13 protein-coding genes are annotated in these 15,638 nt (G+C 58.6%); 6 read left to right on the forward strand and 7 right to left on the reverse strand.

Annotation, left to right across the window (positions count from 1 at the left end; translation table 11 throughout):
• Positions 1 to 354 precede the first annotated feature (354 nt).
• A complete protein-coding gene (locus RM192_RS17795; RefSeq protein ID WP_311508990.1) occupies positions 355 to 1,047 on the forward strand; it encodes a FadR/GntR family transcriptional regulator in 693 nt (230 codons plus the stop codon).
• Between the two features lie 28 nt (positions 1,048 to 1,075).
• Here the strand turns inward: RM192_RS17795 and RM192_RS17800 are convergent, their stop codons facing one another.
• Together RM192_RS17800 and RM192_RS17805 are read right to left on the reverse strand one after the other, a co-directional pair.
• On the reverse strand, positions 1,076 to 1,837 hold the full coding sequence (locus RM192_RS17800) for an SDR family NAD(P)-dependent oxidoreductase (protein ID WP_311508991.1): 762 nt from the start codon (positions 1,835 to 1,837) through the stop codon (positions 1,076 to 1,078).
• A gap of 88 nt (positions 1,838 to 1,925) precedes the next feature.
• Positions 1,926 to 4,151, reverse strand: a complete 2,226-nt coding sequence (locus tag RM192_RS17805; RefSeq protein ID WP_311508992.1) for a TonB-dependent receptor — start codon at positions 4,149 to 4,151, stop codon at positions 1,926 to 1,928.
• Between the two features lie 332 nt (positions 4,152 to 4,483).
• On the opposite strand from RM192_RS17805, the gene RM192_RS17810 reads away from it, so the two are divergent.
• The 5 genes from RM192_RS17810 (at position 4,484) to RM192_RS17830 (ending at position 11,788) form a co-directional block, all read left to right on the forward strand.
• Entirely contained in the window at positions 4,484 to 5,869 is a 1,386-nt protein-coding gene (locus tag RM192_RS17810; RefSeq protein ID WP_311508993.1) for an aromatic ring-hydroxylating dioxygenase subunit alpha, read from the forward strand.
• Positions 5,870 to 5,892: 23 nt separating this feature from the next.
• Positions 5,893 to 7,125, forward strand: coding sequence for an MFS transporter (locus RM192_RS17815; protein WP_311508994.1), 1,233 nt, complete (start codon positions 5,893 to 5,895; stop codon positions 7,123 to 7,125).
• 106 nt (positions 7,126 to 7,231) lie between these two features.
• Positions 7,232 to 8,968 (forward strand): amidohydrolase family protein, encoded by a 1,737-nt coding sequence (locus RM192_RS17820; RefSeq protein WP_311508995.1) that lies wholly within the window; start codon positions 7,232 to 7,234, stop codon positions 8,966 to 8,968.
• A gap of 16 nt (positions 8,969 to 8,984) precedes the next feature.
• Positions 8,985 to 10,223, forward strand: a complete 1,239-nt coding sequence (locus RM192_RS17825; RefSeq protein WP_311508996.1) for an amidohydrolase family protein — start codon at positions 8,985 to 8,987, stop codon at positions 10,221 to 10,223.
• 26 nt (positions 10,224 to 10,249) lie between these two features.
• Positions 10,250 to 11,788 (forward strand): acyl-CoA synthetase, encoded by a 1,539-nt coding sequence (locus RM192_RS17830; protein ID WP_311508997.1) that lies wholly within the window; start codon positions 10,250 to 10,252, stop codon positions 11,786 to 11,788.
• Between the two features lie 16 nt (positions 11,789 to 11,804).
• Here RM192_RS17830 and RM192_RS17835 read toward each other — a convergent pair whose 3' ends face one another.
• The 5 genes from RM192_RS17835 to RM192_RS17855 are packed head-to-tail and all read right to left on the reverse strand — an operon-like array spanning position 11,805 to position 15,618.
• Positions 11,805 to 12,248: a hypothetical protein gene (locus RM192_RS17835; RefSeq protein WP_311508998.1), complete on the reverse strand. Its 444-nt coding sequence runs from the start codon at positions 12,246 to 12,248 to the stop codon at positions 11,805 to 11,807.
• Positions 12,245 to 13,261 carry a phosphotransferase family protein gene (locus RM192_RS17840; protein WP_311508999.1) on the reverse strand — a complete coding sequence of 339 codons (1,017 nt, stop codon included), beginning with the start codon at positions 13,259 to 13,261 and terminating at the stop codon, positions 12,245 to 12,247. Before RM192_RS17840 ends, RM192_RS17835 begins: the two co-directional genes overlap by 4 nt.
• Complete coding sequence (locus RM192_RS17845) at positions 13,258 to 14,358, reverse strand: hypothetical protein (RefSeq protein ID WP_311509000.1); 1,101 nt, start codon at positions 14,356 to 14,358, stop codon at positions 13,258 to 13,260. The genes RM192_RS17840 and RM192_RS17845 overlap by 4 nt, the downstream gene beginning before the upstream one ends.
• Positions 14,359 to 14,374: 16 nt before the next feature.
• Complete coding sequence (locus RM192_RS17850; protein WP_311509001.1) at positions 14,375 to 14,803, reverse strand: DUF3237 domain-containing protein; 429 nt, start codon at positions 14,801 to 14,803, stop codon at positions 14,375 to 14,377.
• Positions 14,804 to 14,826: 23 nt separating this feature from the next.
• On the reverse strand, positions 14,827 to 15,618 hold the full coding sequence (locus RM192_RS17855) for an enoyl-CoA hydratase-related protein (protein WP_311509002.1): 792 nt from the start codon (positions 15,616 to 15,618) through the stop codon (positions 14,827 to 14,829).
• Between the last annotated feature and the right edge of the window lie 20 nt (positions 15,619 to 15,638).

Genomic DNA, 15,638 nt, shown 5'->3' on the forward strand with positions numbered 1-15,638 from the left:
GCAATTCGGCCTTTGGCCGATTTGTGTGAGTTATTATTTTGTGTGAGTTATTTTATTGCCGAATCGGCCCTCTCACTTGTTTTTGTTATTGTGCCTGTCCTTTAGGACTACCGGCTGCACATTAGAATGCAATTCACGTGTTACAATACCAAAAATGCGCTCGGGGTCAGGATTTCAACAAAGTGTTGCCTATGCGCCTTTCCGCCCGCGCCGCCGGGCATCGCCATTGCTAAACGGGAAGGGGACAGCTTCCCGTCAGCAAAATTATAGCCTACACCTACGAATGCGTAAGGCAAAGTGAGGATAAACGGATTGTCAAAAACCACAGAGGGCCAAGGGCAACGCATTCACCAAATGGTTGCCCAGAAAATGGGAACCTCGATCCTATCTGGTGCGCTGCAACCCGGCGAACATATTCCGGGCGAGATCGAGCAATCAGCTGCGATGGGCGTTTCGCGGTCCGCCTATCGTGAGGCCATCCGCATTTTGACAGCAAAAGGCCTTCTGGAGAGCAGGCCGAAGGCCGGGACGCGTATCACCGCCCGCGAAAAATGGAACCTGCTGGATCCAGAAATGCTGGCGTGGATGTTTCTGGGCAAGCCCAATAAGGCTTTCGCGCTTGATCTGTTTGAACTGCGCAACTTGCTTGAGCCAGAAGCTGCGCAATTGGCCGCACGACGCCGCAAGCCGGAACACCTTGATGCCATGGCCGACGCCCTGAATGACATGCGGGAATTCGGGCTGGGCACCGCCCAAGGGCAGGCGGGCGATCACCGCTTTCACACCACCCTGCTTGCCGCAGCCGGAAACCTGGCGCTGACATCGCTGGCCAGTTCGATCGGGGCTGCGGTCAAATGGACGACGTTCTACAAGCAGGCAGCCTATGAAGTGCCAAGAGACCCCCTGCCCGAACATCTTGCCGTATATCAGGCAATCAAAGATCGTGACCCGGCAGGTGCGCGCGCGCGCATGGAAGAGCTGATCGCGCTTGCCGCCAAGGACATGGGCCTGGAACTTGCCTCCGACAGGACGGACGAACTGGCCTAGCGAAACGTTTCAGGCCCGAATATTAAAGTTATAGGCACTGTCCGTCGTCGATGGTGAAGGTAGCGCCCGTCGTGCTCGCCGATGCGTCGGATGCAAGGTACAGCACGGGTGCATCCAGCGATTCAATGGGCTGAAGTCGGCGGCGTGGGAACGTTGCGATCTGGGCTTTGCCGCCATCGCTGTCGAACCAGCTTCCTGCCAGTTCGGTCTGGATATAGCCGGGCTGAATGACATTGACATTGATGCCCTGACGCACCCATTCACGCGCAAGATTGCGGCCCATGTGCGCCACCGCAGCTTTAGATGCGCTATAGATCGTTTCACCCTGCCCCGTCATTTCGGCAGTGATCGACCCGATCAGGATGATCCTGCCCCTGCCGGTTTCGCGGCTACCAGCAGCGATCATGCACTTCGCCGCTTCGGTGGCGGTCAGGAACACCCCCAGGATATTAGTGTTCAAAACCCCATGCACCGCATCAAGCGTGATATCGGTTGAACGCCCCGGCGCCGAAACACCGGCATTGGCAATCAGAGTATCAATCGGCCCCAGCGCTGCTTGCGCTGCGGCAAAGCCTGCCGTGACCGATGCCTTGTCGGCCACGTCCATTGCCACGGCAAAAGCCGTACCGCCGCTTGCGTTGATTTCCGCCGCAAGCGCTTCCACCCGCTCAATCCGCCGAGCGGCAACCACTACGCGCGCACCAGCGCCCGCGCACAATTTGGCAAAATGGGCACCAAGGCCCGATGAAGCGCCGGTAATCAGGCAAGTACGACCATTCAGGCTATGCAAGAGAATTCCCCGTTAAGATTAAAGCCCGTGGTCTTGGCATTTACGCCAGGACCACGGGGAATGCTTCTGCGATGCCTGCCGCTTTGCCTTAAAACGCAAATTCGGCGCGAACTCCATATGTCTGGGGCGCAGCATAACTGCCAACATCGCCCAATGTCGATGTCAGCGAAGACGCAAGATAGGCCTCATCCGTCAGATTTTTGCCCCAAAGCACCAGACGCAGGCCATTGATTGCCGATGGTGCGAACGAAAGTTCTGCATCCAGCGTGGTATATCCCTTTTGCCGAATGCGATTGCTCGGCTCCATGCCAAAGCTGCTGGTGTGATAGACCGATGCAAATGCGCCAACCTTGCCCGCAGCGGTTTCACGCTGATAATTGGCGCTGGCGTTGCCACTGAACTTTGGCGCGCGCAACAAGGGGCTGCCGCTCAGATCAGTGGTGATCTGAAGGTTGCCCTGACCAGTTGGCAAAAACGCCTGAGCATTGGCAAAGCTGACGTATTTTGCATCCAGAAATGCCCCGCCGCCTGACAGCGTCAGTTCTGGGGTTACGTTCACGCTCAGGTCAAAGTCAACGCCATTGACCCGCGCAGAAGCCGCATTTTGAGTGATATAGGCGCGGCCCGGCACAAACACGACAGCTTGCAGATTGGTGTAGTCGTAATGGAACGCCGCCAGATTGAATCGCACGTCATTGGCAATCCTGCCTTTCACGCCGACTTCGTAAGACGTAATCGTTTCAGGCTTTACCGGGTCGAGCGTGAAATCGGTCGTATTCACCACGCCGCTTTTGAAGCCTTTGCCCCAGCTGGCAAAGACGCTCACGTCTGGCGTCACTTCGTAACGCGCCGTGATGCGCGGGGTGAACTTGCTGAACGTAACAGGATTTCCGGGATAACCGACAATGGCAGGCTGCGGCACGTTGTTCAACAAGTCGGAAAACGTCTTCTGGCGTTCCCGCGTATAACGGCCACCAGCAGTCAGGGTGAACTGCTCGGTCGCCTTGACGGTCAGTTCGCCGTAACCAGCCACGATCTGCTTTTCGACGCGGGCATAAGCGTTGGTCCCGCCAAGCGAGATTTTGGCAGCTGGTGGAAGGTTGGGCGAGAATATTTCAAAGATGTTCTGTTCGAACGTCTCATTTCCATCCATAAAGAACGCACCGACTAGGAAAGTAACCGGACCAAATTCTCGCGATGCAAAATTGGTGTCATGAACAAAATACTTGCCCGTCAAAGGTTCGGCACGCGCCTCGCCGATATTGACCGCTGAACCATCCACATCTGCCCGATAGACAATAGTGTTTTTGAACAGACCGGATGTCGACGTGATCGTGCCTGCACCAATGTCAAATTCACCGCGCAGACTGCCGCCTTTCGATTCAATTTGGGTGAACACATCGGGCGACGCCGAAAACTCACCGGGACGAGTTGCATCTGGCGAATCAGGCACCGGAAAGAACGGACCTGCGGCCGGACCGAACAGGCCGGTTAGATCGGGAGCATGGCCTATCGTGTTGCCGTTGATCGCAAAGCCTGCATACATCGCAGAATCTTTGCGTTTCGCATAATAAGCGCTCGCTGTAATGCTGGCGCTGTCGCTGGGCTTGAACAACAATTTCCCGCGCACAACTTTGGCATTCAGGCCAAAATCTCGCTGTCCCGTTACCACGTGACGCCGATAACCGTCATGGTCCTGATATGAACCCGATACGCTGACCGCCACGGTGTTGCTGAGGGGGCCAGAGACATAGCCGCGCAACTGCACTTCGTTGTAGTTGCCGTAACTGGCGCTCAACTTTCCGGTGGGGGTGAAGCTGGGGGCCATGCTGTTTACCAGAATCGCGCCGCCTGTCGCGTTCTGGCCGTAAAGAGCGCCTTGGGGACCCTTCAGCACTTCAATCTGCTGCACATCTGGCAAATCAATCAGCGTGGCAATTTGCTGTGGCTGATAGATGCCGTCCACATACATGGCCACGTTGGAATTTTCGCCAAGGTTGGCTCCGGTCGACGTAATGCCGCGAACAGATGGCTGCAGAAACGAACCGAAAAAGGTCATCGCCACGCCGGGGACAACCCGCGCAAGGTCAGACGTATTGGCAATGCCTGATTGCGCCAGCGCTTGTGCATCAATGGCCACGATCGACATTGGCACATCGGTCAAGCTTTCATTGCGCCGCTGCGCCGTTACAATGATTTCACCATCAGACACAGCAGGTTGCGCATCGCCCGATGCGGTGTCAGCGAAGGCCGTGGCGGCAAAGGTCATACTGCCAACCAAGGCGGTACCACACAGAATCAATGTACGGATCATTTTCAACACCCTCCCATCGCGCCTTTTTTGGCGCGTTCGGACAGGGATTAAGCCGAAAAATATTGGAATGCAACGCTGGAGTTGTTTTTTAAGAGTCGGGATTATTCAAGCATAATCCGACTAATAATCTATATATTACAATATTTTATGACCTACGCATGCGTAGTCGCATGAATGCAAGAGGTGGCTTGCAGTGTGGTCGTACTAAGGGTAGCTATGGCTACAGTTCAAATCTGGCAAAAATGCCGCCGCAATTGTGCGGGAGAGTCGCGGGGGTCACACCCTTGCACTGTGCCCCGGAAAACCTGCGGACTTACGTGGCGAGGCGAATTATGACGGACAATGCAACGGCAGCGTTTGAAGCCGTACCCTTCAAAGTCACCAATCCTGAGCTGATTCCCTCACAGCGTTATTACGATCAGGCCTTCTTCGAACTGGAGAAGGAAAAGCTGTGGCCTCACGTATGGCAAATGGCCTGCCGTCTTGAAGAAATTCCCGAGATCGGCGACTATATCGAATATACGATCCTCGACAAATCGGTGATCGTTGTGAACACCAAAAACGGCGTCAAGGCCTTCCATAACGCCTGCCGCCATCGCGGCGTACGGCTGGCAACGGGTCCGGGCAACTGCAAGTCGCAAGGCTTCATCTGCCCTTTCCACGGCTGGCGCTGGAATATCGAAGGGGAAAACACCTTCGTCTTTGGCAAGCAGGTTTTCAGCCCCGAATTGCTCGACAAGGCCGAAATCAATCTGGCGCCATGCCGCGTGGAATTCTGGGCCGGTTGCGCCTTCATCAACTTTGACGACAACGCCCCGTCGCTGCTGGAATCGCTTGGCCCTGTGGCTGAACGCATGAACGCGCGCCATGCGGACAAGTTGAAAATGGACTGGTGGTTTGGCACCGTACTGCCCACCAACTGGAAACTCGCCATGGAAGCCTTCCAGGAAGGCTACCACACAATGAAGACGCACCCGCAGCTTCATCGCCTGTCCGCACTGGGCAATTCCTATGGCAATGATGCCGATGGCCTTGCCCCCAACCGCGGCCTTGATGGCAAGCAGACGCTGAACATGCACATCGATTTCATGGCGCGGCTCAGCTCTGGCATGGGCGGAATGGTGCATGACAGTGAAATCGCGGTGATGGAAAAGATGCGCGACATGGACGTGCCCGATGATCCGATGGGCGCAACCATGGCGTTCTACGGCAAGATGTACGAAGAAGTGCACAAGGATGCGATTGCGCGCGGCGTGCCGATGTTCGACATTGCCAAAGTGGCACAGGAAGTGGAATTCCACGCCGTCGAATTCATGTTCCCGCACTTCTTCCTGCTGCCGATGATCGGCGCGATGTCATCCTATCGCATCCGTCCGCTCACCGCTGAAACATGCCTGTTCGAAATCTGGTCGCTGGCTTTGCGTCCCGAAGGCGAAGAGTATGACACGCCCAAGCAGCCGACGATCCTGCCGTATGACTCGCCCAATTTCCCTGAAATTCCGCGGCAGGATTACTACAACCTGCCGCTCCAGCAGCTTGGCCTCCATTCCGGGCAGTTCAAGCACATGCGCCTGTCCAAGGACACCGAAGGCATGATCAGCAATTACCAGCGCCTGCTTGACGGCTACCTTGCCGGGCTTGATCTGGAAACGCTGACCAAGGCGCAGAACATCGTCAATTGCGGCTTTGAAACACCCATCCAGGACATCGGATTCTAAAGTCGGCCGATTGAACCGAGCTGATGGAAGCCCAGCAAGTGCAACGCAGCGAGTGGCGCGAAAACGGGCCACTCCTGCTGTGCAGTCTGATCGGGCTGCCAGCATCAATGGTCGCGCTCTATGCGCTGGGTCAGTTTCTGGGGCCATTGGAACAGAGTTTCGGATGGTCACGGACTGAGGCTTCCATCGGACTGTCAATTGCGCTGGTCATCAGCTTCCTGATGATGCCTGTCATTGGCCGGCTGGTAGATCGTCGCAATGCCCGCTGGTTGATCTTGCCCGGTTTTGTGCTGACCGGGGTCTCGCTTGCAGCGTTTTCACTCGCAACACAAAGCCTTGGCTTGTGGATCGCATTGTGGTGCCTCCACGCTCTGGGGGCGACGCTGATCGGACCAGCCGTCTGGCTGGCCGTCATCGCCGCCGCCTTCGACAAACAGCGGAACATGGCGATTGCCGTCGTCCTGTGCGGAAGCGGCATCGCCTCTGCCTTGGGTCCCGCGTCTGCCCGCTATCTCATTGATCTGTCAGGCTGGCGAACAGCCTTCGTGCTGCTTGCTGTGTTCTGGATTGTGCCGGCCTTCCTGCTTGCGTGTCTGTTCTTCTTCGATCGTCGTCTGCGCAACGGCGCTGTTTCAAAGGCCAAAACTCAGGCCAGTCCACCTCCGGCCAACCTGCGGCGAACCTATTTTTCGGCAAATTTCATCAAGCTGGCGGTCGCAGTGGTCGCATCACAAACCGTGTTGTCTGCCTATATGATCCATCTGGCTCCGGCGCTGGCAGACAAGGGGTTTTCGCTGACTCACGCCGCTTCCATCGCGGGGTTGGCGGGTATAGCGGCCATTCCCGGCAAAATCATGATCGGCTATGTGTTTGATCGCATGGGCAAGACCAGCGTCTCTGTCGGCATCATGACATTGGTCGCGCTGGCTTGCGTGCTTTTGGCGCTCGACAGCCAAAGCCTTGCCGCCGCAATTTGCGCAACCGCTTTGCTTGGCGTCAGTGCCGGCGCGATGATGGCCTTCATCGCGTGCCTGTCCCGCGACTTATTCCACGCATCGATTTTCGGCACGGTCTACGGGGCAATGACCAGCCTTAGCGCCTTGGGTGGAGCAATGGGGCCACTTGCCGCAAGCGTCGTTCACGACCAGACCGGATCCTACGCCTTCGCATTCTGGATTGGCGTTGGTGTTGCGGCAGTGTCGGCACTTCTGCTGTCATCGCTTAGCCCGAATACGGCACCGCTTGAAAAGGCATAAAAATCCGCATGAACACTGCATTTGAACACTTTGATTAATGCACATCCTGCGTTACATTTCTGATTGAGCCGCCAGCCAAAAGGGGGCCAAATCAGGAGAAGTGTCGATGGCAAGCCGATGCGAACTTGATCTCGTCATCAAGGCAGGAACCATCATTGATGGCCTGCAAACGCCTCGGTACCGCGCCGACATCGGTATCAAGGATGGCAAAGTCGCACAGATTTCAGGCCACATCGCCGCTGACCGCGCGAGCCAAGTGATCGACGCTGCGGGAAAGATCGTCGCACCAGGCTTTGTCGACCTTCACACCCATTATGATAGCCAGATTTTCTGGGACCCGTGGTGCACCATGTCGGGCTGGCACGGCGTGACGAGCGTCGTTATCGGCAATTGCGGCTTCGGCTTTGCACCGTGTAAACCCGAAGACCGCGAACGCACCATGCTCAGCCTTGTCCGCAACGAGGCGGTGCCGCTGGAAACGATGCGGCAGGGCATGCCGTGGGACTGGGTGAGTTTCCGGGAATATCTCGAAAGCGTCGAGCGCACGCCCAAAGGCGTCAATGTCATGTCGTTCGTCCCGCTCGCGCCACTCTATGGCTATGTCGTGGGCACGGACGAGGCCAAGCAGCGGCCAGCCACCGATGCGGAACTGGCGCAGATGTGCGATCTTCTGGTCGAGGGTATGGAAGTGGGCGGCTGCGGCATCAGCGCGCAGATTCTGGGAAGCGAAGGCAACGTCCAGCTTGACCATGATGGCACGCCAATGGTGACCGACCTGATGAGCCAGCGCGACCTGTCGGCGTTTTGCCGCGCGATGGGCAGCCTTGGGCGCGGCGTCGCGCAGGTGACCGGGGACCTTGGCACCGCCGAAGTGATGGCCCGCGAAAGCGGCAGGCCCGTCATCTGGAACGCGCTCCTGGCCGAAGGCGCGCTCAACCAGCATGGCGGCATGAAGATCTCGCCGAAAACCGCGATTGATCGATTGCAGGAATTGAACGAAAAAGAGGGTCTGCGCGTCTTTGCCCAAGCGCTCACGACCAATTTCGCATCGCAATTCACGTTCGAGGACTACAACCTCGCCGACGCCATCCCCGCGTGGAAAGACACCTGCATGGGGACGATGGACGAAAAGATGGCCAAGTTCGCCGATCCTGAACGCCGCAAGGTGCTCAAGGCCATCCACGAACAGCGTGGCGGTCTGTTCGGCTCAGGCTATGTCGTCGATGACATAAAGGTCGGCTGGATTCCGCTCGACGTGCCCGACGGACTTACTCTGCAGGACAAGTATGAAGGCTATACCATTGGCGAAATCGCACAACGCGAAGGCAAGCATTCGCTCGACGTGTTGATGGACATTGCGCTTTTGGGCGAACTCAAGAGCGGGTTTGAAACGGCGATGATCATGACGCCGCCTGAATCGATGAAGGAAATCGCGACATCATCGGTTGCGCTTCCCGGTGTCAGCGATGGCGGCGCGCACACCAAATTCGTGACGACAGGCCGTTACCCGACCGAATTGCTTGGCTATTGGGTGCGTGAACACAAGATCATGTCGCTTGAAGAAGCTCACTGGCGGCTTTCCGCTCTGCCCGCACAAGCAGCGGGCCTAAAGGGGCGCGGCTATATTGCTGAAGGGATGCCCGCAGACATTCTGGTCTATGATCTCGATGCGCTCGACAGTCTGCCCGCCGAACGTCTGTGGGATTATCCGGCGGGTGAATGGCGGCTGGTCCAGAAGGCCGTGGGTTACGACTACATCATCGTGAATGGCGTGATCACGTTCCGACAAGGCGAATGCACCAACGAGACGCCGGGTAAACTCTTGCGCCACGGCACCGCTTGACCGGGAGGATTGCGACATGATTGCACAGACCATGGACCGCATTGGCGCAATTTTCGATGCGGACAATCATTACTGGGAAGCCAGTGATGCCTTCACCCGTCACCGCGATCCCAAATTCATGGACCGTGGCCTTCGCGTCGTGGAAAAGGACGGGAAACTCCGCTATTACTTCGGAGAAAAGCCGCACCCGATCCTTCCCGGCCCCGGCGATGCGCACGGTCGGCCTGTGCCTGGCAGCCTGCTCGATTATTTCGCAGGCAAGGCATCGCACGATCCGCACAACAGCCAGCTCTGGTCAGAAGCGCCTGCAGCCCATCCCGAATGGTTCAACCGCGATGCCCGTCTGAAAGTGATGGACGCCCAAGGCCTCGAAGCGTGCTGGATGTTCCCTTCGCACGGTGTCTGCATCGAAGGGCCCATGCGTGACGACATTGAAGCATCGCTCCACATCATCAGCGCGTTCAACCGCTGGATCGACGAAGACTGGGGCTTTGCCTATCAGGACCGGATCTTTGGAGTGCCGCTGCTCTCGCTGTCATCGCTGGACCATGCCCTGGCCGAACTGGAATGGGTGCTGTCGCGCGGGGCGCGGGTGATTGCCTTGCGCAATGGTCCGGTTTTTACGCAAGACGGGCCGCGCTCTCCGGCTGATCCGGTGTTTGACCCGTTCTGGGCGCGCGTCGAAGAGGCGGGTGTCACTGTCACCGCGCATATCGGCTTTGAAGACGGATACGAAGCGGTCGATGCCGCCATTGGCCGATTGTGGGGGCTTGACCTTGAAGGCAAGACCAAGACCATCAGCGTGGGCCATGCCGGAAGCTTCGGCTTTGATGCGCAACTGATCCACATGTTGCAAAAGCACCGCCTCATCAGCGATTTTGCCGCCGTGCTGATCGCGCATGGGTTGTTTGTCCGTTTCCCGCGCCTGCGTGTTGCCTTCATAGAAAACGGCGGCATGTGGGTCGGATCGCTGCTCCACAGCCTGCAAGTTTCACACGCACAGAACCCTGGCATGTTTGCGATGAACCCGGTTGACCAGTTCCACCGCAATTGCTGGGTCGCACCCTTTGTCGAAGATGATGTTGCCGATCTGGCAAAGCACCTGCCGGTCGAACGCATCCTGTTCGGATCGGACTGGCCCCATGCCGAGGGCGTGGGCGAACCGCGCGACTTTTTCAAAAATCTTGCTTCCTTTTCTGCTGCAGATCAGCAACGGATCATGAAAGACAATGCCCGCGAATTGACGTTCGCCTGACCTTCCAAACGAAAGACCAACCCTACGTGCACCCCCGTCTTCATGCCCAGGCCCATGCCGAAAAGCCCGCTCTCATCATGGCAGCAGACGGGGAGACGATTACCTATGGCGAACTGGAAGCGCGCGCCAATCGCGGCGCGCACGCGTTGCGGGCGCTTGGCCTCCAGACCGGCGATGCCGTGGCGATTGCTTGTGACAACCGCACAGAGTTTTTCGACATCTATTGGGCAGCACAGCGATCCGGATTGATCCTGGTGCTGCTTTCCGCCCGCCTCAAGACCGACGAAATCGCCTATATCGTGGGCGACAGCAGCGCAAAAGTGGTGCTGATTTCCGACAAGATGGCCAGCACCGCGCGCGATTGCGTGGCCAACAAGGCGGCGATGCCGAATGTCTCGCAAATCGTGACCATCGGGACGGTCGATGATCTGCCCGAATGGAACGCATTGTGCGCCGCACAGCCCGCCACCCCGATCGCCGACGAGGAAATCGGCGGGCGGATGGTCTATTCATCGGGCACCACCGGCAAACCCAAAGGCCTCAAGTTCGCCTCTGCCAGCGGAAGCCCGATCCAGCCCAACCCCGGCGCGATGCTGTTCGACCGGTTCTATGATCTGGGCGAGGACTGCATCTATCTCTCGCCTGCACCGCTGTATCATGCAGCGCCGATGGGCATAACCGCGGGCATTCAGGCGGTTGGCGGCACCGCCGTGGTGATGACCAAATTTGATCCTGAGGAATTTCTCAAGGCAATTGAACGCTACCGGATCACTGCAGTCATGGTTGTACCCACCATGTTCATCCGGCTGCTTGCCCTGCCCGATGCCGTGCGCAACAAGTACGATCTGTCTTCGCTCAAGACCGTGCTGCATGCCGCTGCCCCTTGCCCCATCCCGATCAAGCAGGCGATGATCGACTGGCTTGGCCCGATCATCGAGGAATTCTATTCCGGCTCCGAAGGCATCGGCCATGTCACACTCAACAGCGCGGAATGGCTCGCCCATGTCGGCTCGGTCGGACGCGCGGTCATCGGCACCATCCATATTTGCGATGATAATGGCAATGAACTGCCGGTGGGGGAAACCGGAACCGTGTTCTTCAGCGGCACCAAGCCCGTCACGTACCACAACGATGCCGCCAAGACCGCATCGGCGCGCAATCCGCAGCACCCGGACTGGTCGACAATGGGCGATGTCGGCCACCTTGATGCAGACGGCTACCTCTATCTGTCTGATCGCAAAGACTTCATGATCATTTCTGGTGGTGTGAACGTCTATCCACAGGAAGTGGAAAACCTGCTGATCACGCACCCCGCCGTCGCCGATGTTGCCGTCTTCGGCGTGCCCAATCCCGATTTCGGCGAGGAAGTGAAAGCCGTGATCCAGCCCAAGGACTGGAACGAGGCAGGCCCTGCTCTGGCGGCGGACCTCATCCAGTGGTGCAAGCAGCGCCTTGCCGACGTGAAGTGCCCGCGCACCGTAGATTTCGAACGCGAATTGCCACGGGCCGAAACCGGCAAGCTCTACAAAAAGGAACTGAAGGCGCGCTACTGGCCGCAGGCCTGATCGCCAGCGGGGTGCCTTATTCGCCAGGCGCCCGATTGGCCTCGGCTGCTTCAAGAAATTGCCAGATGCGCTGGTCCAACGCACGGGCGGCAGGCGTTGCAATGTCCTCGACCGCAGCATGAGCCGCGGCCAGCATCTGGCGCAGACGGTTGTTTTCGGCGTCAAGCACGCTAAGCTTGAGGCCCGGATCGGCCGATTGTGCAGCGGCATGCCATTCGGCACCCTGCGATGGCGGGACAAGGCCTGCCGCTTGCGCCAGAATGGCCCGGATCGCCGCGTTTTCGTTCACCCGCAGTTCGGCGGCACCGTCCACGCCATTGGCACAGATGCGCAGCAGCAGGCACGACAAACGCGCCATCTGTGCGGCAAAGGGATCGCCGATTTCGGGGCTGATGCGGTGCCGCAGCAACTCCTCTACCCCGTGCAGGGCATTGTCGATTGTCAGGCTTTGCACGCTCATCCCATGGCTCCGCGTTCACGCATAATTTTCAGGATCAGATCGCGGTGGAAGTGCCCACCCCGGATGCCCGACAGCGCCATCGTCATCTCCCGGTTCTTGCCCGATGCAAAGCCCGATGCCGCCGTGGTCCAGATCACGCAGGCCTTGACCGCGCTGAACAGGCGCCACCAATCCAGCGCGGCAGGGTGGGCCCGCTGACCGCTGGCCTGCTCCCACAACGCAAGCCCCGGCTCCAGCGGATAGTGGCGCGTGATCGGCCAGAACGGATCAAGTCCCCAGGTCACGTCTTCCAGCGGATCGCCGATGTGGCACATTTCCCAATCAAGAATGGCGCTGATCGTGCCATCATTGGTGAACAGGAAATTGCCCGAACGGTAGTCCCCGTGGACAATCGCGGGCTTGGCCGGTTCAGGCGGCGGATTGCGCCGCAACCAGCGCATGGCCCCGCGCACCGCCGGTTCGGCCAAGGCTTCGTTTTCATCCAGCAGGCTTTCCCAGCGGTCCAGCTCAAGCGCCCACCAACCGCCAGTCGCCAAACCGTTGCGCAGCGTTTCCAGCCCGACAGCGCGGTGATCAATCGCGGCAAGCCGGCCAAGGATTGACCAGTATTGCTCACCGATAGCCTCGCTGTGACCATCATAGGGATCGGTCGGCACGAACGGGCTTCCGGGTTTGCCGGGGCACATGTCCATGATGAAGAAGGGCCGTTCAAGCCAGCGCGGGTCCAGTTCAAGGAAATAGACGCCGGGAATGGGCAGGCCCTGCCCCGCCAAAGCACGGTAGACGTTGTATTCAAGATCCCGCTCAGCCACGACCAGCCCAGCGGTGGCATCGCGGCGCAGGATCAGGCGGCGGTCAACCTGGGCCTCGCCTTGCATCCAGGTGGCGTGAAAGCGGAAGGTTTCCTGGCTGGACCCGCCATAGATCCGGCCCAGATCATCCACCACAATGTTGTGCGCATCGGGCATGGCATGGGCCAGATAGGCCGCAATCTGTGTTTCAAGGCTGCTCATGGCACATCGAACATGCTGGTAAATCCTGACGGGGCATGGCGTCCGATCACGATGGATTCAAAACAGCCGTGGCCCTTGATCACCGTGCCATCGGGCGTGGTCATCGCAATATCGGCAAAGGCTTGCGGGTGTTCGAAACGCGACCCGTGCGGTGCCTGCGCATTGCTCTCGATTTCATCATAACCAACCGCCAGCGGCCCCTTGTTCAATCCGTGCGACCAATCCGGATTCATGTAGCCGATGCCGGACAGGAAGAACCGCGCGTGGGGCGTAGCTTCGATGCGATACGTCCCGCCAGCGGCATCTTGCGCAGCAATCACCGCCTTTGCCGGAAAGCGGGTGCCGGGCGCGAAGTCGAGCTCCATCGTGGCATTGTGCAAATGCTCCACCACACCGCCATCACCAACCATCGCAAAGCCCAAGTTCCAAACCTTTCCATCGCCGTCTTCATTGACGAAGAAATGGATCACGCGGTCTTCCAGATGCGCGGGCAGCCACACCCACCACACCTGAAATTCCTGAGCCACCACGGGCACTTGCGGATCGCGCATCCCCACATGGCGCACACCCCAGCTGCGGTCTCGCGTGCCCGGCGTTGTCGCTTCATCCAGTGTTACCGTGTGGCCGCCTGCACGGATCCAGCCAGACCACCGGCCAAGCTGCGTCATGCGGGTAATGTCCTGCACGATGCGCGGACCATTGCGGCGCGTGGTGCGCGGCTCTTCTATGGGGGCGTGACGACCGGTGATGGTGATGTCGGCCGCGATACCGTGTTCATTGTCATCCACCACAATGCGCAAGGTCTTGAGCGGTTCGACCACTTCGACGCGGATCGGCCCGACTTGCGTGTCCATCCGCTCCATATGCAAATGACGCGAGGCGTGCAGGTTGTACTGCCGGTCACCGATCCGCACGGCAAAGCCTGCATCCATGATGTTCAGATGCGGATAGACCCCAAGCGCAGCGGCAAAGAACACCTTGCCATCAGAGGTGTAGCCATTGAAAAAATAACGGTCATAGAAATTGCGGTCCGTTCCCGAAAAGGCAATCGGGTCCGGGGTCTGGTGGATCGGATAGTCATCCGCCTTGCTCAGCATCGCAGGTGCCCTTCAGTCAGCGGACTTCGTAAAGATCGTAAACCAGCGTGGCGCCATCGGCAGAAAGTGTCAGTTTGCCTTTGCCTGCGGCCTGAACAGCATTGAGCCACGCATAACGCGGATCACCGGTTTCAAACACGGGCGCAATATAGGCATAAAGGCCAGCCGCCGGGTTCGACAGATCAAGCCGTCCGCCATAAGACACATAGATCAGCGCATCGTCATGCGTGCGCAGGACAAGCCTTGCGTCAATCACCCCAATGGCCCCCGTGCGCACCAGCCAGTCAGCCGCAGCAGGGCCCGCCAGCCTAGCATTCAGGCGCTCTCCGCTAACCACGGCAGTGCGGACGCCGCCAATGCTGCGATCCCCGGCAGGTCCTGTACCCACCGACAATGATGGCGCAAGATCAAGCGTCATCGTGCACAATGCTGCAAATTCAGTCATCACACTCATCTCCCGAACGCTTGTTATCGCCCCGTCCATACCGGTTCGCGCTTTTCGACAAACGCACGCGGGCCTTCCTTGAAATCTTCGGTGCCACGCAGCGCGGCCAGACGCTCGGCAACGAAGGCCCGTCCCGTACCATCTGACTGGCCGATGCTGGCACGCATGGCTGCCAGCGAATATTGCACAGCCAGCGGCGCGTTGACGGCAATGGATTCGGCAAGGGCCAGCGCAGTGGCCAGCGCTTCCCCCGGCGCGACCAGGCGGTTGAGCAGTCCATAGGAAAACGCCCGCGCAGCATCCATCGGTTCGCCCGTAGCAATCAGTTCTGCAGCAACCGGACGCGGCAGGATGGATGCAATGCGGTGAATGCCGCCTGCTGCTGCCATCAAACCGCGTTTGGTTTCAGGCAGGCCAAACCGCGCATCGTGTGATGCGACGATCAAGTCGCAGGCAAGGCACAGTTCAAAGCCGCCCGCAACGGCAACCCCTTCTACAGCCGCAATCCACGGCTTGAGCCGCTGGACATAGACAAAGCCTGCAAACCCGCCACCGGGGGTTTCCAGACCAGCGCCCTTGCCCGCGGCCACTGCGCCCAGATCAGCCCCTGCGCAAAATACGCGGGGCTGGCTTGAGGCAAGGATGGCAACGCGGATGGCGGGATCAACCTCGATCTTGCGGACAATGGCTTCCAGCGCATTGGCCGTTTCAGGATTGATCGCATTGCGCTTTTCCGGACGGTCCAGCGTCACCAGCGCAATATGCGGCGTGACCAGTTCGAACCGGACGGGTTCTGCGGCGGTGCTTTCAGTCATGCAAGGCTCCGAATTCTCTT

It is taken from the genome of Novosphingobium sp. MMS21-SN21R, from assembly GCF_031846015.1.
Classification (GTDB): domain Bacteria; phylum Pseudomonadota; class Alphaproteobacteria; order Sphingomonadales; family Sphingomonadaceae; genus Novosphingobium.